Annotated in this window: 21 protein-coding genes; 10 read left to right on the top strand and 11 right to left on the bottom strand. The window is 67.8% G+C overall.

The genetic code is table 11. The features are described 5' to 3' along the window. Positions 1-49: 49 nt before the first annotated feature. Complete coding sequence (locus PRL19_RS02665) at positions 50-1,156, bottom strand: Gfo/Idh/MocA family oxidoreductase (protein WP_420704407.1); 1,107 nt, start codon at positions 1,154-1,156, stop codon at positions 50-52. A 9-nt stretch (positions 1,157-1,165) separates the two neighbouring features. Next, positions 1,166-1,882, bottom strand: coding sequence for a GntR family transcriptional regulator (locus PRL19_RS02670; RefSeq protein WP_394226778.1), 717 nt, complete (start codon positions 1,880-1,882; stop codon positions 1,166-1,168). 90 nt (positions 1,883-1,972) lie between these two features. Between PRL19_RS02670 and PRL19_RS02675 the strand changes: the two genes are divergently transcribed. The 8 genes from PRL19_RS02675 (at position 1,973) to PRL19_RS02710 (ending at position 9,072) form a co-directional block, all read left to right on the top strand. Next, entirely contained in the window at positions 1,973-3,127 is a 1,155-nt protein-coding gene (locus PRL19_RS02675) for an LLM class flavin-dependent oxidoreductase (protein ID WP_273743788.1), read from the top strand. 1 nt (position 3,128) lies between these two features. Beyond that, positions 3,129-4,019 (top strand): aldo/keto reductase, encoded by an 891-nt coding sequence (locus PRL19_RS02680; RefSeq protein ID WP_127897314.1) that lies wholly within the window; start codon positions 3,129-3,131, stop codon positions 4,017-4,019. Continuing rightward, complete coding sequence (locus PRL19_RS02685; protein ID WP_273743789.1) at positions 4,016-4,522, top strand: flavin reductase family protein; 507 nt, start codon at positions 4,016-4,018, stop codon at positions 4,520-4,522. The genes PRL19_RS02680 and PRL19_RS02685 overlap by 4 nt, the downstream gene beginning before the upstream one ends. A 65-nt stretch (positions 4,523-4,587) precedes the next feature. Further along, positions 4,588-5,181, top strand: coding sequence for a TRAP transporter small permease (locus PRL19_RS02690; RefSeq protein WP_217845373.1), 594 nt, complete (start codon positions 4,588-4,590; stop codon positions 5,179-5,181). Next, positions 5,181-6,470, top strand: a complete 1,290-nt coding sequence (locus tag PRL19_RS02695) for a TRAP transporter large permease (RefSeq protein WP_045982414.1) — start codon at positions 5,181-5,183, stop codon at positions 6,468-6,470. The genes PRL19_RS02690 and PRL19_RS02695 overlap by 1 nt, the downstream gene beginning before the upstream one ends. Positions 6,471-6,490: 20 nt before the next feature. Continuing rightward, positions 6,491-7,537: a TRAP transporter substrate-binding protein gene (locus PRL19_RS02700; RefSeq protein WP_217845372.1), complete on the top strand. Its 1,047-nt coding sequence runs from the start codon at positions 6,491-6,493 to the stop codon at positions 7,535-7,537. Positions 7,538-7,576: 39 nt separating this feature from the next. After that, the gene (locus PRL19_RS02705) at positions 7,577-8,584 is read left to right on the top strand and encodes a YeiH family protein (RefSeq protein ID WP_273743790.1); all 1,008 of its coding nucleotides are present in this window, start codon (positions 7,577-7,579) and stop codon (positions 8,582-8,584) included. A gap of 56 nt (positions 8,585-8,640) precedes the next feature. Next, positions 8,641-9,072 carry a MarR family winged helix-turn-helix transcriptional regulator gene (locus PRL19_RS02710; RefSeq protein WP_273743791.1) on the top strand — a complete coding sequence of 144 codons (432 nt, stop codon included), beginning with the start codon at positions 8,641-8,643 and terminating at the stop codon, positions 9,070-9,072. A 54-nt stretch (positions 9,073-9,126) separates the two neighbouring features. On the opposite strand, the gene PRL19_RS02715 is transcribed toward PRL19_RS02710, so the two are convergent. Continuing rightward, on the bottom strand, positions 9,127-9,462 hold the full coding sequence (locus PRL19_RS02715) for a hypothetical protein (protein ID WP_273743792.1): 336 nt from the start codon (positions 9,460-9,462) through the stop codon (positions 9,127-9,129). Positions 9,463-9,766: 304 nt separating this feature from the next. On the opposite strand from PRL19_RS02715, the gene PRL19_RS02720 reads away from it, so the two are divergent. After that, on the top strand, positions 9,767-10,183 hold the full coding sequence (locus PRL19_RS02720; protein WP_046001265.1) for a pore-forming ESAT-6 family protein: 417 nt from the start codon (positions 9,767-9,769) through the stop codon (positions 10,181-10,183). A 52-nt stretch (positions 10,184-10,235) separates the two neighbouring features. On the opposite strand, the gene PRL19_RS02725 is transcribed toward PRL19_RS02720, so the two are convergent. The 7 genes from PRL19_RS02725 to phhA form a co-directional block, all read right to left on the bottom strand. Further along, positions 10,236-11,483: an AI-2E family transporter gene (locus tag PRL19_RS02725; protein WP_127897319.1), complete on the bottom strand. Its 1,248-nt coding sequence runs from the start codon at positions 11,481-11,483 to the stop codon at positions 10,236-10,238. Positions 11,484-11,606: 123 nt separating this feature from the next. Next, a complete protein-coding gene (locus tag PRL19_RS02730; RefSeq protein ID WP_273743793.1) occupies positions 11,607-12,833 on the bottom strand; it encodes a saccharopine dehydrogenase family protein in 1,227 nt (408 codons plus the stop codon). Positions 12,834-12,868: 35 nt separating this feature from the next. After that, positions 12,869-13,963, bottom strand: coding sequence for a carboxynorspermidine decarboxylase (gene nspC, locus PRL19_RS02735; protein ID WP_273744439.1), 1,095 nt, complete (start codon positions 13,961-13,963; stop codon positions 12,869-12,871). A gap of 108 nt (positions 13,964-14,071) precedes the next feature. Beyond that, entirely contained in the window at positions 14,072-14,464 is a 393-nt protein-coding gene (locus PRL19_RS02740) for a hypothetical protein (protein ID WP_046001261.1), read from the bottom strand. Between the two features lie 10 nt (positions 14,465-14,474). Then, on the bottom strand, positions 14,475-15,260 hold the full coding sequence (locus PRL19_RS02745) for a DUF6478 family protein (RefSeq protein WP_217845367.1): 786 nt from the start codon (positions 15,258-15,260) through the stop codon (positions 14,475-14,477). 136 nt (positions 15,261-15,396) lie between these two features. Continuing rightward, positions 15,397-15,735, bottom strand: coding sequence for a 4a-hydroxytetrahydrobiopterin dehydratase (locus tag PRL19_RS02750; RefSeq protein WP_139599215.1), 339 nt, complete (start codon positions 15,733-15,735; stop codon positions 15,397-15,399). A 13-nt stretch (positions 15,736-15,748) separates the two neighbouring features. Next, positions 15,749-16,540 carry a phenylalanine 4-monooxygenase gene (gene phhA / locus PRL19_RS02755; RefSeq protein WP_217845365.1) on the bottom strand — a complete coding sequence of 264 codons (792 nt, stop codon included), beginning with the start codon at positions 16,538-16,540 and terminating at the stop codon, positions 15,749-15,751. Between the two features lie 119 nt (positions 16,541-16,659). Here phhA and PRL19_RS02760 point away from each other — a divergent pair, with 119 nt between their 5' ends. Further along, entirely contained in the window at positions 16,660-17,121 is a 462-nt protein-coding gene (locus PRL19_RS02760; RefSeq protein ID WP_045982401.1) for an Lrp/AsnC family transcriptional regulator, read from the top strand. Here PRL19_RS02760 and cls read toward each other — a convergent pair whose 3' ends face one another. Further along, the gene (cls, locus tag PRL19_RS02765; protein WP_232303367.1) at positions 17,122-18,561 is read right to left on the bottom strand and encodes a cardiolipin synthase; all 1,440 of its coding nucleotides are present in this window, start codon (positions 18,559-18,561) and stop codon (positions 17,122-17,124) included. It abuts the gene before it with no gap. Positions 18,562-18,578: the final 17 nt, after the last annotated feature.

The raw sequence follows: 18,578 nt of genomic DNA on the forward strand, positions 1-18,578 counted from the left end.
TTCGCGGATGCGCGGCACTGCCTTGGCCGCACATCCGCTGTGCGGGTCGTCACAATTCGACGACGCGCCGCTTGATCATCGCGGTCTGCGCCGCCAGCCCCATGCGCACGGCCCAGATGCCGTCCTGGACGCTGACGTCGGGGCGGTCGCGCTGGCCGCGGACAAGTTCCAAGAACCCCCGGTGCTGATAGAAGGTCGAGCCGTTGTGATCCCCCGCATCCAGCAGCGTCGGGTCCACGGGGATCACGTGGACCTGCGGCCCGCGGGGTTCGCGGGGCGACACGACGACCTGCGCCACGGGCGGATCGCCCAGATGCGCGGGCCAGAAGCGCGTGGGACCGGGCACGAAGGCCTCGATCTTGCCGCGGGGGCCCACGGCGCTGATCTCCTCCTGCCAGCGCGATCCTTCGGCGAACATGCACAGCTCCAGCATGGCGCGGGTGCCGTCGGCAAAGTCCACCGCGACATAGCCGTGGTCGAAGATGTCGGGCGTCCGGCCGTCATGCACCTCGTCCAGGTGGTTCAGCGCCTGCCCGCCGGTCGCCATCACGCGGACCGGGTCAGACCCCAGCGCCAGCCGCATCAGGTCGAAGAAATGGCAACACTTCTCGACGAACGTCCCGCCGCTGTAGCGGTTAAAGCGGTTCCACTGCCCGACCTTGGACAGGAACGGATAGCGGTGTTCGCGGATACTCAGCATGCGGATGCCGCCGGTGGCCTCCTGGGCCATCTCCAGCAGCCGGGCGACGGGGGGCATGTAGCGGTACTCCATCGCGACCCAGACCGGCGCCGCGTGCCGTGCGGCCAATTCCGCCACCGCCGCCGCGTCCGACGCCTGGGTGAACAGCGGCTTTTCCACCAGCACCGGCAGCGGCCTGTGCGCGGCCACGGCCTGCAGCTGTTCGACATGGCGGTGGTTCGGGCTGGCGATCAGCAGGCAGTCCAGCCCCGGATGCGCCAGCAGGTCGGCCACGCTGTCGACCATGCGCGCACCGGGGGCCAGCGCCGCGGCGCGGGCGCGCATGGTGGCATCGGGTTCGAAGATGGCACCGATGGCGGTGCCGGGCAGCAGGGCGATGTTGCGCAGGTGTTCCTGGCCCATCATCCCGCAGCCGATCACGCCATAGGTGATCACGCGGCTGTCTTGCATGGTCATGGGATCTCCTTAGACGAGGCGCTGGACATAGAGCGCGCGGTCGGTGTCGTACCAGGTGCGCGAGAATTCGACCGCGTCCTGGGTCTGCGCCCAGGACAGGCGCTGGATGAAGGCGGTCGTGCTGCCGGGGCGGGGCGTGAAATCGGGCGGCGCCCAGTCGGGCACAATGCCCAGGCCGACGCGATCCTCGGCCCGGGTGATCCACAGCTTCAGCGCCCGCTTATAGGTCAGGTACAGCGAATCCTGGACCATCTCGGGGGGAATGGCCCCGGCCCCGCCGTCCAGCCAGATCTCCTCGACCGCGATGGGGGTGTCGTCCAGGAACCGCAGGCGCCGGAACCGGGTGCCGTGATCGGCGCTGCCATAGGCGGGCTGGCCGGCATCCTTGGGATGCGATCCGACCGACAGCAGACGCGCGCGCGGCAGCCCGCCCCCGCCCTGCGCATGTTCCAGCCGGAACATCGAATAGACCGCCCGCGTCGGTTCGCCCGCCCGGATGTAGTTCCCCGATCCCTGCCGACGGTCCAGCAGGCCCTGCGCCTCCAGTTCGGCCAGCGCCTTGCGCAGGGTCCGCACGGTGGTGTCATGCGCCTGGGCCATCTGGCGTTCGGGCGGCAGCTTCTGGCCATCGACCAGACGACCCGCGGCGATGTCGCGAATCATCATCTCGGTGATCTGCAGGTGGATCGGCAACGCGTCCGACCGATGTTCGCCTGCCCCTGCCACGACCGTCCCCCGGTAAATTGATACACCATTGATTTACACGATGGGGGACGCTATGCAAAGGGAAATCCGACGCCGTCCCGGGAGGAAACCATGACCGTCGTCCCCGTCACCTCAGCCGATCTGGATGCCGTCGAGGTCGCTTGGTTCGCGGCGCTGTGTTCCGACGATTACCGCCATCTGGGCGTGCCCGACGGGTCGCTGCGGTCGTCCTGGGCGCATTGTTCTAACATCGTGCGCACCGCCGAACGGCAGGGTTTCGGCAACATCCTGTGCCCGTCCAGCTATCAGGTCGGACAGGACACGCTGTCCTTCGTCGCGGGATGCGCGCCGATCACCCAACGCATCAACATGCTGGCTGCCGTCCGCTGCGGAGAGATGCAGCCGATCATGCTGGCCCGCACCATCGCCACACTGGACCACATGCTGGAGGGCCGCCTGACGGTCAACATCATCAGCAGCGATTTCCCCGGCCAGCAGGAGCCCAGCCCCTTCCGCTATCAGCGCAGTCGCGAGGTGGTCGAGATCCTGAAGCAGGCCTGGACGCAGGGCGAAATCAACTATCAGGGTCAGGTCTATGATTTCAGCGGCCTGACCACCGATCCCGTCCAGCCCTATCAGACGGGCGGGCCGATGCTGTATTTCGGCGGGTATTCCCCCGATGCGCTGGACCTGTGCGGCCAGCATTGCGACGTCTATCTGATGTGGCCCGAAAAGACCGAGGACATCGCCGACCGGATGCGCGCCGCCCATGCCGCGGCCGAGAAATACGGCCGCACGCTGGATTACGGCTTTCGCGCCCATGTGATCGTCCGCGACACCGAGGCCGAGGCCCGCGAATATGCCCGCGACCTGGTCAGCCAGCTGGACGATGACCAGGGTCGGCTGATCCGCGAACGCGCGCTGGACGCGGGCTCGCTCGGCGTCAGCCGCCAGGCGCGCAACCGAGAGCTGGCGGATCTGGAGGGCTATATCGAGCCCAACCTGTGGACCGGCGTGGGCCGGGCGCGGTCGGGCTGCGGCGCGGCCATCGTCGGATCGACCGACCAGGTCCTGACCAAGCTGGAGGAGCTGCGTCGCATGGGCATTCGCGCCTTCATCCTGTCGGGCTATCCCCACAAGGACGAGGCCTGCCATTTCGGCAGCCGCGTCCTGCCGCAGATGAATACCTGCCAGTTGAACCGTGTCTGGGGCCGCGTGCCCGACACCACCCCCGCAACGCCCCTGGGCACCGGCGAAAGGCGCTGAGATGAACCGTGTGACGCTGACCGACGATCTGAGCCTGTCGCGGCTGGTCTATGGCATGTGGCGGATCGGCGACGATGCCGACACCTCGCCCGCCCATGTCCAGGCCAAGATCGAGGCCTGCCTGGACCAGGGCATCACCACGATGGACCAGGCCGACATCTATGGCGCCTATACCGCCGAAGGCATCCTGGGCGCCGCCCTGCGTGCCAGCCCCGGCCTGCGCGACCGGATCGAGATCGTCACGAAATGCGACATCATCGCACCGATCGGCAAATACGCCGACGCGGCCTGCAAGCATTACGACACATCCGGCGACCACATCCGCGCCGCGGTTGACACGTCGCTGCGCGATATGGGCACGGACCGGATCGACCTGCTGCTGATCCACCGCCCCGACCCGCTGATGGACCCCGACGACACGGGCGCGGCGCTGGACGCGCTGGTGGCGTCGGGCAAGGTCCGCGCGGTGGGCGTGTCGAATTTTCGTCCCTGGGACGTGGAACTGCTGCAGGGGTCGATGCAGACCCGGTTGGTCACCAACCAGATCGAGGTGTCGCTGGCCGCGATCCAGCCCTTCACCAACGGCGACCTGGCCTTTCATCAGCGCCGCCGCGACCCGGTCATGGCCTGGTCGCCCCTGGGCGGCGGCAGCCTGATGACCGGCCACGGACCCGTCGCCGCTGAACTGGACGCGCTGGCGGCGGAATTCGGCGTGGACCGCGCGGCGGTGGCTGTTGCGTTCCTGTTGCGCCACCCCGCGACCATCCTGCCGGTCATGGGCACCAATTCGCTTGCACGGATCGCCCGGATCGCCGATGCCGAAAAGGTCCGGCTGGACCGCGTGCAGTGGTTCCGCCTTTACCAAGCAGCCCTTGGGCAAGAGGTGCCATGACGCGACCGATCCCGCACAGCTTCGTTCCCGATCCGCAGAACGGGCGGCTGCTGCGCGATGCCTTTGGCCGCTTCGCGACCGGTGTCACGGTGGTGACCGCCGCGACCGAGGGCGGCTGCGCGGCGATGACCGCCAACAGCTTCTCGTCCATCTCGATGGACCCGCCGCTGGTGATGTGGTCGCCGGCGCTGGCCAGCTCCCGCTTTCCGGTCTTTGCGCAGGCCCGCCATTTCGCCATCCACGTGCTGGCCGCCGACCAGGCCGACCTGGCCTGGACAGTCGCGCGCAACCGCAACGCGCTGGACCATGCGGGCCTGTCCGCGAACGCGCATGGCGTGCCGGTGCTGGACCGCTGCCTGGCCCGGTTCGATTGCAACCTGTTCGCCATGCACGAGGCGGGCGACCACATGATCATCGTCGGTCGCGTCCTGCACGCCCAGATCACCGAAGGCGATCCGCTGGCCTTCTTCGGCGGGCAGATCGCCGGGATCGCCAGAGGCTGACCGACCGCGGCGCCGGGCAGGAGGAGGCCCGGCACCGCCACGAAACGGGGGAGGAGACACCCAAGATGCGCCTGCTGACGGGCCTTGTCCGGCCATTGTCCCGGATCAACGAACAGCTGCTGCGCGCGGGGCGCGCGGTGGGCATCGTGGCCATCGGCCTGATGGTCGTGGTGACCATCGTGCAGGTCGTCGCGCGCTATGGCTTCAACAGCGCCCTGGCCTGGCCGGACGAGGCCGCGCGGTTCTGCATGCTGTGGATGACCGGCCTGATGGCGCCGACCGCGTTCCGGCGCGGGGGGTTCGTCGCGATCGACTTTCTTCCCGCCATGCTGCCCGCGACGGCCGCGCGGCTGCTGAACCTGGTCCTGCTGGTCGTGTCGCTGGTGGTGCTGGTTGTCGCGGTGCAGATCGGCTGGCGCGAGGTGACGGGCCTGGGCGGGCGCTTTGCCAGCGCATCGCTGTTCCTGCCCACGTCGCTGGATTTCAGCGACTGGTACCGGGTGCCGCGGTCCTGGATGATGGCGTCGATCCCGGTCGGCCTGATGCTGCTGATTTCCGTGAATGTCGAACTGATCCTGCGCATCCTGGCGCAGTTGGGCGGCGCCCGCGACCTGCCCCCGATCGAGGGGCTGGATGCTGGCCTGCGGGGGGCCGAGTGATGCTGATCCTGTTTCTGCCGCTGTTCCTGACCTTTCTGCTGATCGGCCTGCCGGTGTTCTTCGGGATGCTGGCGGCGCCGGGCATCCTGCTGATGCTGAACGGACAGGAACGCGACCTGACGCTGCTGTACCGCAACCTCTACAACGGCATGGACAGCTTTCCGCTGATGGCGATCCCGTTCTTCATGCTGGCGGGCGAGCTGATGAACCGCGGCGGCATCACGCTGCGCCTGGTCGAATTCGCCCAGGCCCTGATGGGGCATTTCCGCGGCGGCTTGGCGCATGTGAACATCCTGTCGTCGATGCTGTTCGCGGGCCTGTCGGGATCGGCCGTGGCCGACACCTCGGCGCTTGGGTCCATGCTGATCCCGGCGATGGAGAAGCAGGGCTATACCCGCCGCTTCGCCGCCGCGATCACCGCGGCCAGCTCGGTCATCGGGCCGATCATCCCGCCGTCGGGGATCATGATCATCTATGCCTATGTGATGGGCGAAAGCGTCGCGGCGCTGTTCCTGGCGGGCATCGTGCCCGGCATCCTGGTGGGCGTGGGCCTGATGATCGCGGTCAAGGTCATGGCCGACCGCTACGACTTTCCCATCGCCGCGCCGCGCCAAAGCTGGGGCCAGCGCGGACAGGCCAGCCTCAAGGCGTTCTTTCCGCTGATGACCCCGGTCATCATCCTGGGCGGCATCCTGGGCGGCGTCTTCACGCCCACCGAGGCCGCCGCCGTCGCCGCCGTCTATGCGCTGGTCATCAGCCTGTTCGTGCTGCGCACGATGAAGATCGCGGAACTGCCGGACGTCCTGGGCCGCGCGGCGCTGACCTCGGCGGTGGTGCTGCTGCTGGTGGGGGCGGCGATGTCGTTCAAGACGGTGATCTCGCTGTCGCAGACGCCGCAGATGATGGCCGACTGGATCCTGACGCTGACCGCCGACCCGCTGATCCTGCTGCTGATGATCAACCTGTTCCTGTTCGTCGTCGGCATGTTCCTGGACGCGGGTCCCGCGATCATCATCCTGGCGCCGATCCTGGGGCCGGTCTTCACCGGCATGGGCGTCGACAGCGTGCATTTCGCGATCATCATGTGCGTCAACCTGACGGTGGGCCTGGCCACGCCGCCCATGGGGCTGGTGCTGTTCGTGGCCTCTGCGGTGTCGGGCGAAAAGGTCATGACCATCGCCCGCGCCATCCTGCCGTTCCTGCTGGTCGAGGTGCTGGTGATCTTCCTGATCACCTATGTCCCGGCCATTTCCATGACCATCCCGCGCCTGACCGGCTTTGCGGACTGAGACCACCAAGGGAGGATACCATGCTGAAACCCGCACTGACCCTGGCCGCCGCCCTGGCGCTGGCCACCCCCGTCATGGCCCAGGACTATACCCTGCGCGCCGTGGCCAACTCGAACGAGAACGACGAGGATTTCGACGGCCTGCAGGTCTTCAAGTCGCATGTCGAGGCGGCCTCCAACGGCGCCATCGCGGTCGAGATCTTCATGGGAACGCAGCTCTGCTCGAACGGCGCGGAATGCCTACAGGGCGTGGCCGACGGCTCGATCGACGTCTACATCTCGACCTCGGACGGGGCGGCGGGGCTGTTTCCCTATCTGCAGGTCCTGGACCTGCCCTACATCATGGCCGACGACCGGGTGGCCGAACGCGTCCTGACGGGCGATTTCACCCGCCAGCTGCGCGACATGACGCTGGAGGATTCGGGCGGGATGCTGCGGCTGATGACGATCGGCAACACCGGCGGCTGGCGCAACTTCGCCAACACCAAGCGCCGCATCCAGACGCCCGCCGACCTGTCGGGCCTGAAGATGCGCACCGTGGTGGCCGACCTGCCGCAAGAGCTGGTGCGCGCGCTGGACGCCTCGCCCACGCCGATCCCCTGGGCGGAACTGTTCACCTCGCTGCAGACCAACGTGGTCGAGGGCACCGCGAACGGCATCACCGACATCATGTCGATGCGTTTCCCCGAAGCCGGGCTGCAATACCTGACGCTGGACGGCCACGCCTACATGGGCGCGATGTGGTGGATGTCGAACGAACGCTTCATGGAGATGCCCGAGGACATGCGCGCCATCGTGGTCGACGGGTTCGCCCAGCTGCAGCAGGCGACCTTCGCCTCGCCCAAACGCAAGTCCATCGCGGCCTATGAGGAGTTCCGCGCCGGCGGCGGCGAGGTCTATGTCCCCACGGCCGAGGAGAAGGCCGCCTTCACCGAGGCCGCGGCCCCGGTCTATGACTGGTTCACCAGCAATGTCGACGGCGGCGAGGAGATCCTGGCCAGCTTCCGCGAGGCCGTGTCCCAGGCCGAGACCGCGCTGGCCGAGGAACGCGCCCGCGACATCCAGTAACCCCTGCCGGGGGCCGCGACCCGGCCCCCTTGGACGCCCATGACCCGCACCGCCATCCCCCTTGCCGCCCGCGCGCGCGCCCTGGCGCCCGGCCTGATGCTGGCCGTCACCGTCGCCATGGCGGCGCAGTTCCTGTCCGGCCATTACGGCGTGCCGGTGATGCTGATGGCGATCCTGCTGGGCATGCCGCTGCATTTCCTGGCCGAGGACGACCGCGCCGGTCCCGGCATCGACTTTGCCGCCCGCACCCTGCTGCGCGCGGGGGTCGCGCTGCTGGGCCTGCGGGTGTCGCTGGACATGGTCGCCGCGATCGGCTGGCCCTTCGTGGCATTGGTCGCGGGATCGGTCGCGGCGGTGATCCTGGGATCGGTCGCGCTGGCGCGCAGGCTGGGCCAGGACCGCGCCTTTGGCCTGTTGACCGGCGGGTCGGTGGCGATCTGCGGGGCATCGGCGGCGATGGCCATCGCATCCGTCCTGCCCGCGCGCGACAGCGCGGAACGCGACCTGTCCTTTACCGTGATCACCGTCACGGTCATGTCGACCTTCGCGATGATCGTCTATCCGATGCTGGCGGCGGGCCTGGGCCTGGACCAGCACCAGACCGGCCTGTTCCTGGGTGCCACGATCCATGACGTGGCCCAGGTCGTGGGCGCGGGCTATTCCGTCTCCGAGGAGACAGGCGACATCGCCACCGTGGTCAAGCTGATCCGCGTGACGCTCTTGGCGCCCGTCGTGCTGATCGCGGCGCTGGTCCTGCGCCGTGCCGCGCCCGCGGGGGCCGCGCGCCCGCCGCTGCTGCCGGGCTTCGTGCTGGTGTTTCTGGTGTTGGCGGCGGCGAATTCGGCACATCTGGTGCCGCTGCCTGTGACCGATGCCGCCTCGACCCTGTCGCGGGCCCTGCTGGTCGCCGCCGTGGCCGCCGTCGGCATGAAGACCGCGCTGGCGCGCATGGCGCAGGTCGGCGCCGCCGCCATCGCCATGCTGCTGGTCCAGACCGCCGCCCTCGCCACGCTGATCGCGGTGCCGCTGATGCTGGGACTGGTGTGACGGGCGGTTGCCCCCTGCCCCGCTTTCGGGCCATCTGATCCGGACCGGAGGGGATCATGGCCTTTCACTTGGACGACTTTCTGCCCTATCGCCTGGCCGTCGCGGCCCAGCAGGTCAGCCGCCGCTTCGCCCGCCTCTATGCGGCCGAGGCCGGGCTGACGATTCCCGAATGGCGGGTGCTGGCGCATCTGAACCATTCCGGTTCCGTCAGCGTCCGCGACATCCATACCCGCGTCAGCCTGGACAAGTCGGTCGTCAGCCGGGCGGCGACGCGGCTGGAACAGGCGGGTTTGGTCGCTAAATCTGACCATGCGGGCGACCGCCGCCTGATCGCATTGGAACTGACTCCGCAGGGGCGTGATCTGATGGACCGGTTGGGCCAGGTCGCGCAAGCGTTCCAGGATCGCCTGCTGCAGGAGCTTGGACCGGACGCGGCCGCCCTGTCCGCGGCGCTGGACCGGCTGGCGCAGGATCCCGACGCATCGTGACCCATGAAAAAGGCCGGGCACATGGCCCGGCCTGTTCAAAAAGGGATCATCGGATCAGCCGTCGGTCACCGGCTCGATCCCGTCGACCATCAGCAGCGTCCCGTCCGTGGCGCTGAAGATCAGCTCGGTCGGCAGGCCGCCGCGTTCCCCGCTGACGATCAGCGTCTCGGGGCCGCGCAGGACGACGACATTCTCGTAGCCCTGGGCGGACAGGCTGTCGATGACCTCCTGATCGGTCGCGAAACCGTCAAGGGTCGGGAACTGGACCTCCTCCATGGTGGTCATCCCCTCGGTCGGCACGGCGGTCTGGGCCAGGGACGCCGTCGCCATCAGGGCGGTCAGGACGGCGGCCGCGCCGCCCAGCCTCAAGGATGCGATCGGATTGGTCATCGTACTCTCCTGTGATTCGCTGCGGTCGATGCCGCTGTCACGGACCCAACCTCTGGGCGGACGAACGGTTCAATCACGCCCGTGTCACGGGGGCTGCTGATGATTTCGTGTGCCGATGTGATCGGCAGCCGACAGCCTGCGCCGGAACCTGCCCAGATCCGGCGATCCCAGGGCGGGTTTCAGGCAGGGTCTTGCCGGTATGGCGGCCATGGACGGTGCGGATCGGGTCATTCCCGATCGCTCGGTCTAGCGTCCTGCCGACGTTGCCCGGATCACCACCGGGTACGCAAAAAAAGGAAACGACATGATCCGCAAGATCGCATTCGCCATGGGTCTGGGCCTGCTGCCCGCCGCCGTTGTCGCCCAGGATGCCGCAGCGCCCGCACAGGACGCCCCCGCGCAGGCCGCCCCCGCCGATCCCGGCACCACCTACGAGGCCGCGCGCAATCAGTTGGGCATCCTGCAGTATTGCCAGGAGCAGGGCTTCACCGGTGCCGAGGCCGTCGAGGCCCAGGGCAAGCTGGTCGGTCTGCTGCAGGGCGGTGACGAGGCCGTCGGCAGCGCCGCCGAGGAGAAGGGCGCCCAAGGCACCGTGTCCGTCGGCGGAACCGAGGTGTCCCTGGCCGACGCCGTCGAAGAGCGCGGCAGCACCGTCGAGGCGACCTGCCAACAGATCGAGGCCGCCGTCAACGAGATCGCGCCCACCCTGCCCGCAGGCTGAGCCTTACGCCCACGACAATTGAAAACGGGCCGGCGATCGCCGGCCCGTTTTTCTATGGCGCATCGGTGGCGTCGTGGGTCGCGACCAGTTCGGCCGTGACCGCGCGGGCGGCGGGGCCATCCTCGGCGGCGGCACCCGCCTCGACCAGTTCGCGGGCCTCGTCCTCGTCCTCGTCGGTCAGGGCCGGGGGTTCGTCGCCGGCCAGGAAGTTGCCGAACTTCTCCCACCCGGGGATGTGTTCGGCCAGCACGCGGATCACCACCAGCACGGGCACCGCGATGATCATCCCGATGACCGACCACAGCCAGGCCCACAGCGCGACGCCCAGGAACACCACGACCGTGTTCATCTGCAGTCGCCGCGACACGAAGTAAGGCGTGATGATCTGCCCCTCCAGCGATGTCAGGCCCAGATAGCTTGCGGCGACCATCGCCGGCCAGAACAGCCCCGGCATAACCACCAGCGCCACGATGCCCGATATGGCGACCCCGGTGATCGCCCCCAGATAGGGGATGAAGTTCAGTAGGAACGCCCCGATCCCGAACAGAAGCGGGCCCGGCATCCCCCAGGCCCACATCGTCAGCCCCACCGCCAGGCCAAGACCCGCATTGATGATGGTGATGGCGCCCAGATAGTTGCCAAGCGAATCCTCGATCTGGCGCAGGGCCAGATAGGCGCCGCGCTTGTCGCGCATGCGGTCGAAGCTTTGAACGATCTTCAGATACAGCAGGTCGCCGGACGCGATCAGGAAGAACAGCAGGATCAGCGTGAAGAGCACCTGCCCCATCAGCAGCGGCGCCATGTGCATGACGGTGCCCAGGGTCGTCTCGCCCTCCTGCTGGATGCGGATGGCGGGGGGTTCCTCGGGGCCGGGATCGGTATTTTGCGCCTCGTCGATGCGTGCGGCGGCCTCGCGCAGGTCCGACAGGCTGTCGCGGACGCTGTCGAACTTCTGCTCAAGCTGCGCGCTGATGATGGGCATGTTGCTCATCGCCCGGCTCAGCGGGCCGCTGGCGGCATAGGCGATGACCCCCACGGCCAGCAGGATCGACAGGGTGATGCCCGCAGCGGTCGCCGCATCCGGGATGCCGCGGCGTTCGGCAAATCGGCGCAGGGGCGTGAAGACGAAGAACAGCAGCATCGCCATGGTGACGGGCATCAGGAAATCGCGCCCCGCGGCGATGGCGGCGAAGGCCATGACCAGAAAGATGCCGATAACGGCCCAGTTCGCCAGAACCGGGACCTTGCTGTCGGCACGTTGTGAAAACCGTGGAAAAAGATGTCCTTCAGGACCTGGCATGTCGAACCCCCGATGCGGGCGCCGCGTTCCCCAACGCCGGTGGCACCCGTGTGCTGCGCAAACGCAGGCGGCGGCCCGGATGTTCCGAACCGCCGCGTTCACGTTATTCCGGATCGGCCTGGATCAGACCGGATGATCGCCCGATGCGTCGATGACGCGGGTGGGAAGGCCCATCTCTCCCAGCAGTTCCAGGAAGGGTCGCGCGGGCAGATCCTCGACATTGGCCATCTTGCCCGCGTCCCACGGACCGCGCGCGATCAGGATCGCCGCCGCGACCGGCGGCACGCCCGCGGTATAGCTGATGCCTTGGCTTCCGACCTCCTCGAAGGCCTCCTTGTGGTCGGCGACGTTGTAGATGAAGACCTCGGCCTCCTTGCCGTCGCGGGTACCGCGGACCAGGTCGCCGATGCAGGTCTTGCCCTCATAGTCGGGGGCAAGGCTTGCCGGGTCGGGCAGCACGGCCTTGACCACCTTCAGCGGCACCACATCGGTGCCGTCGGCCAGCTTCACCGGCTGTTCCGACAGCAGGCCCAGCTTCTGCAGGACGGTGAAGACGTTGATGTAATGCTCTCCGAACCCCATCCAAAACCGCACGTCGGCCTGCGGATAGCGGGCCGACAGGCTGTGGACCTCGTCATGGCCGGACAGATAGGCGGTGCGCTTGCCCACCACGGGCAGGTCCCATTCGCGGCCGACCTCGAACATGCGGTTCTCCTGCCAGGCACCCTTCTGCCAGGAATAGACCGTGCCGGTAAACTCGCGGAAATTGATCTCGGGGTCGAAATTCGTGGCGAACCAGCGGCCGTGTGATCCGGCGTTGATGTCCACGATGTCGATGCTGTCGACCTTGTCGAAATACTCGTCCTCAGCCAGGCGCGCATAGGCGTTGACCACGCCCGGATCAAAGCCCGCGCCCAGGATGGCGGTGATGCCCGCCTTGGCCACGTCCTCGCGGCGCTTCCATTCGTAGTTGCCGTACCAAGGCGGCGTCTCGCAGATCTTGGCCGGATCCTCGTGGATCGCCGTGTCGATATAGGCGGCGCCCGCGCGGATGCAGCCCTCGAGGACGGTCATGTTGATGAAGGCCGTGCCCACATTGATGACGATGCCCGCATCCACCTGCCGGATCATCGCCTCGACCGCGTCCGCGTCCATGGCGTCCAGCGCGTGGCTGGTCCAGGCCATGTCATGACCCTTCTCGCGCAAGGACTGGATGATCGCGTCGGCCTTGGCCTGCGTGCGGTTCGCGATGTGCAGGTCGCCGAACTCGGCCGCCCATTGCGCGACCTTGTGGGCCGTGACCTGCGCCACGCCGCCCGCACCGATGATGAGCACGTTCTTCTTCGCCAATTCTGTCTCCTTCAGGTGGCAGAGGATGGGTGGCCTTAGGACAGGCTGCCTTTGTATTCGTCGTAACCGAAGCTGCGGACGGTGCGGATCGTTCCGTCCTCCTCGCGGCGCGCGATGGCGGGCATGGCGACGCCGTTGAACCAGTTTTTCTTGACCATCGTGTATCCGGCCGCATCCTGGATGCTAACGCGGTCACCGATCTGCAGGGGCCGGTCAAAGCCCGCCTCTCCGAAGATGTCGCCCGCCAGACAGGTCTTGCCCGCGATCTGGTACCGGTGGTCACCCTCCTGCGGTAGGCGGGCGTCCTGGCGATAGATCAGGAGGTCCAGCATATGCGCCTCGGTCGAGCTGTCCACGATCGCCACCTGACGGCCGGTGTCGATGATGTCCAGGACGCTGACCTCCAGCGTGGTGGTGTTGGTAATGCTGGCCTCGCCGGGCTCCAGATAGGCCTGCACGCCGAAGCGGTCCTGGAATGCCTTCAGGCGGTCGGCCAGCCGGTCCAGCGGATAGCCCTCGCCGGTGAAGTGGATGCCGCCGCCCAAAGACACCCAGTCCAGACGCTTCAGGATGGCACCGAACTCGTCCTCGATCCGGGTCAGCTGGCGGTCGAACAGGTCGAAGTCGCCGTTCTCGCAATTGTAGTGGATCATCACGCCGCTGATGCGGTCCAGCGCGGATTCCAGCCGCTCCACTTCGCCTTCGCCCAGGCGGGAAAACGGCCGCGCCGGGTCGGCCAGATCGAAGCCGCTGGTCGAAAAGCGCGGGTTCAGCCGCAGGCCGGTCGCGATGCCCGCGGCCTTGGCGCCGAAGCGATCCAGCTGCGACAGGCTGTTGAAGATGATCTTGTCGGCGTAACCCACCGCCTCGTCGATCTCGTGATCGGCCCAGGCCACGGAATAGGCGTGGGTCTCCTTGCCGAAGGTCTCATGCCCCAGGCGCAGCTCATAGAGCGACGAGGACGTGGTCCCGTCCATGTAGTCGCGCATCAGGTCGAAGACCGACCAGGTGGCAAAGCATTTCAGCGCCAGAAGTGCCTTGGCGCCCGACGCCTCGCGTAGATGGGCGACCTTTTCCATGTTGGCGCGCAGACGGGCCATGTCGATCAGGTAATGCGGCGTCTGCGGCAGGGTCATGGTCAACCTTACGTCAAGAAACACGGGGGGCGGGTCGCGAAGCCGCGATATAGCCACGCCCCCCGCTTTTCGCAAGGAACCATGACGGCCGAGTGACGGGACCTAGCGCCCCGTCAGGTCGGCGGCAAAGCGGCGCAGCTCTCGCTTGACCAGTTCCAGCTCGGCCCGCAGGGCGGCGATCTCGGCGGTCAGATCCTCGTCCAGGGGCTGGCCCGCCATCAGCGACAGCCGCGCCAGGACATGCCCGTCCGGCCCGCTGTCCGGTCCCGGCCCCGCCGCCGTCTTCAGCAGCAGCGTCTGCACCCCGTCCGACAGGACCTGGGCCGGCAGGTCCGCCTCGACCAGCCAGCGGCCGGGGCCGTCGGCGGTCACGCGCGCCTCGGCCAGGACCTCGGCGTGCTGGATCAGTACGACCCGGATGCCGGGTGCGTCGATGCCCGTCAGCGCGCCGCGCCAGACGCCGCCCTTCAGACCGTGATTGTCGAAATGCGGCATGGCCATATCCTCAGATCTGGGCGCGGGGATGGCGCGACAGGATCACGTCGCGCAGGCCGACCGCGTTCATGAAGGGCGCCTCGAAGATCAGGTCCAGCCATGCCTTCTCGACCGACCGGGCGGACAGTTCGGCATAGCCCAGGTCGAACTCAACGATGCGGTCGCAGTGGCGGCCCTCGATCGGCTCGCCCATCTTGCGCAGCATGGTTTCGGTGTTCGGACCCTGCTGGATGTTCAGCCGGGCATAGACCGCGATGGGGCGTTCCGCCTGCAGTGTCGCGTCCAGCCGGATGATGTGATGCCCGCCCAGATCACGCAGCGCCTCGACCGGCAGCGACAGCGAGAACGACAGGAAGCTGCCGGAAAACCCCATCACCTCCAGCGCCAGCCCGTAATCGGACAGGTCGGTGGCGCGGCGGTTGCGCACCTGCCGCAGGATCAGCGCACGTTCGGCGCAGTCGTGGAACAGCGCCACCTCGGGGGACAGCCATCGGCCCGCTTCCGGGGCGATCAGCGCGGGGGCGGCATGGCGCGCCTGCAGGATCTGGGGCCGCCAGCGCCAGTCGGTGCCCGCCGGCAGATCGATGCGCGACAGGGAATCGCGGGCGCCCACGCTGCGCGCGTCGGCCGCGTGCAGCAGACGCGACAGCACCTGATGCAGGTCGCGGGCCTCGTCGCGCAGGTCGGGATCCAGGGGCCGGTCGCGGCGCGTGACCGATTTCAGCATCCGCGACCATTGCCGGGCCGCGTGGCCGCGCCGGCGGCGCGACAGCCAGCTGGTCTCATGGCGCGACATGGACGCGACCCCCGGTCTGGTGCCGGTCATCCCGGACAAGGCGACGATTCGTCATGCGGCACGGCCCGTATGCTGGAAACCCCTGGCCTTGGGGATAGACCGTGACGGGCCGCCGGACAACCCTGACGCGTGCCGTTCAGGCCACCAGCGCGTCCAGCCGGGCGGCGCAGATGAAGTCGTTGTCGGTCAGCCCGCCGGCCTCGTGCGTGGTGAAGGTCACCGTGCAATAGCCCCAGCCGAAGGCGATGTCGGGATGGTGGCCCTGCTTGTTGCCCAGCCATGCGGCCAGGTTCGCCATCTCCACCGCCTTGGCGAATCCCTTGAAGGTGAAGCGCCGGGTGATGGCGGTGCCATCGTCCGACAGGGTCCAGTCCGTCAGCCGGGTCAGCATGGTGGCGGCGGTCGCCGGGTCGTGCGGTGCCACGCCCCCCTTGCAGGGTTCGCAGTCGCGGGCGGCAAGATCGCAGGTGGTCATGGCATCGGTCCTTTCAGGCGGCGGTCTTGGGCGGGTATTTCGGTGCGTGCAGCCCCAGGGCGCGGGCCTGGGCGATGTCGGCCAACAGGTCGCGCCGGGCGGCGGCGAACAGGTCGTCCAGATCGTCTATCACGAAATAGACCGGCTGGTGGATATCGATCCGATACGGCGTGCGCAGGATGTCGATCACGTCGAAGGGCCGCTGTTCCGCCTGTCCGGAAATGGCCCATGGCAGTTCGGTGACCGAACTGGCCAGCCCCGACCCCAGGGCCTTCAGCTGGCCATCCTCGCGCATCAGCCCGAATTCGATCGAGAACCAATACAGGCGGATCAGCCAGGCATAATCGGCCTTGTCGCAGCGCGTTCCCGCCGCGCCGATGGCCTGGCTGAAGGCGGCAAAGGCCGGATCGGTCAGCAGCGGGGTGTGGCCGAAAATCTCGTGGAAGATGTCCGGCTCTTCGATATAGTTGAAATGCTTGCGCTTGCGGATGAAGCTGGCGGCCGGGAACGTCCGGTCGGCCAGCATGCCGAAGAACCGCCCGAACCCGATCAGCGCCGGCACGGGTTCCACCCGCCACCCGGTCAGCGCGCCCAGCTTGGCCGACACCTCGGGGCATTGCGGCACGCGGTCCTGCGGCAGGTCCAGCAGGTCCAGACCCCGCAGATAGGGCGAGGCCATCCGGTCCCGCACGGCGGGCAACTGCTGGGCCATCAGGTCGCGCCAGACGGCATCCTCCTCGGCATCATAGGCGATGAAACCCCGGTCATCGGCGACCTTGGCGGCGTATTCGGTCGATTTCGGCATGGCACGTCCTCCTCTGCGGTCCAGATTACCGGATGCGGGGGAAAAACCTTGCCGGAATGGGTTGTCCATCCGGCTTTGGCGGCACATCATTTCGCAGACTGTCGAAACAGGGGAAACCGATGCCCGATCTGGACGACGCCGACCGCCGCATCCTGCGCCTGATGCAGCAGGACGCGACCCTGTCGACCCAGGGGCTGGCCGATGCGGCGGGCCTGTCGACATCGCCCGCGTGGCGGCGGCTGCGGCGGCTGATCGAAACCGGGGTGATCGACCGGCAGGTGGCGCTGGTCCCGCCGGCCAAGGCCGGGCTGCATGCCCTGGCCTATGTCCAGGTGTCGCTGCTGGACCATACCGAGGCGACGCTGGCGCGGTTCGACCGCTTCGTGCAGACCGAGGCGCAGATCCTGGAATGCGCGACCATCACCGGCACCTTCGACTATCAGCTGAAGATCGTAGCGACCGACCCCGAGGGGCTGGAACATTTCCTGATGCGCCGGATGCTGTCCTTGGGCATCATCCGCAGCACGGTGACGCATTTCGTGCTGCGTCAGACGAAATACACGACCGCCCTGCCCCTGTGATCACAGCAGCGGCGATGCCAGCGCCAGCGCGTTGTTGCGGATGCGCCGCCACGGCGACCAGGCGCGCACCTGGTCCAGCGTGATCGCGTCGGCCCGCGCGACATAGCTGGCCTGCCGCGCATCCAGCAGCCCGACGAATTCCGGATCATAGACCGCCATGTTGACCTCATAGTTCAGCTCGAAGCTGCGACGGTCCAGGTTCGCGCTGCCGATCATCGCCATGCGCCCGTCCACGGTCAGGATCTTGGAATGCAGCAGGCCGTCGCGGAACAGCATCAGCCGGACCCCGGCGGCCAGCAGCCCGTAATAGAAGCCCTGGCTGGTCGCCCCCACGATCAGGCTGTCGTTGCGGGCGGGCAGGATCATGGTGACCTGCACCCCGCGCCGCGCCGCCGCCCGGATCGCCGCGTCCAGCGCATCGTCGGGGACATAATACGGCGTGGTGATCACCACCCGGTCGCGCGCCGCATGCAGCATCGCGGACAGGCAGTCCGACACGCTGCCCGCGCGCAGGTCGGGGCCGGTGGCCACCACCTGCGCCGCGACGCCGGGATCGGCAACCGGCGCCACCGGCTGCAGCATGGGGCCCAGATCGCGGCCGGTATAGCTCATCCAGTCCGACAGGAAGACGCCCTGCAGCTGGCGCACCGCCGGTCCCTCGACCCGAACCAGGATGTCGACCCAAGGGGCAAAGCGCGCCTTGATCGCGAACGCCATGTCCGCGCAGTTGCGGCTGCCGGTGAAGGCCACGGCATTGTCGATCACCAGGATCTTGCGGTGGTTGCGCAGGTCCAGACGCTGGAACAGGATGCTGATGAAGGGCAGGCCCCAGGGAAAGGCGGTGACGCATTCCACGCCCGCCTGGCTCATCCGGTCCCACAGCTCCGACCGGACCAGCGACCGCGACCCAAGGGCGTCGACGATGACACGGCATTGCACGCCGCGATCCTCGGCGCGGCACAGGGCCTGGGCGACCTTGGTGCCGCTGGCATCGGGCAGCCAGATGTAGAACAGCAGATGCACGTGGTCGGTCGCCGCATCGATGGCCGCGACCAGCTCGTCGATCGCCCCGTCGCTCTCCTCCAGCAGCTGCAGGCTGTTGCCTTGGACGGCCTGCATGCCGCCCACCGCCTCGTTCGCGGCGATGATCGGGCCCGCGGGGTCGGACCGGTCGGCGCGGACGGCGGGCACGGCGGTGCGCAGGCCGGTCAGGCGGTCGCGCACGTCGGACATGCGCTGGACCTCGGCTTGCTTCATGCGGACCTCTCCGAACAGCAGATAGGCCGCGATCCCCAAGAGCGGCACTGCCTCGACGACCATGATCCAGGCCAGCCGCACCGAGGGCTCGACCCTGGGACGCAGCAGCACGCGGGCGATGATCACCAGCGACAGGGTCGTGTGCGTGAAAAAGAACAGGGTCGTCCACATGCCCGGCATCATCAGCCGCCCCCCCGGCA

Origin of the sequence: Paracoccus marcusii, from assembly GCF_028621715.1 — a bacterium.
In the GTDB taxonomy this organism is placed as follows: Bacteria; Pseudomonadota; Alphaproteobacteria; order Rhodobacterales; family Rhodobacteraceae; genus Paracoccus; species Paracoccus marcusii.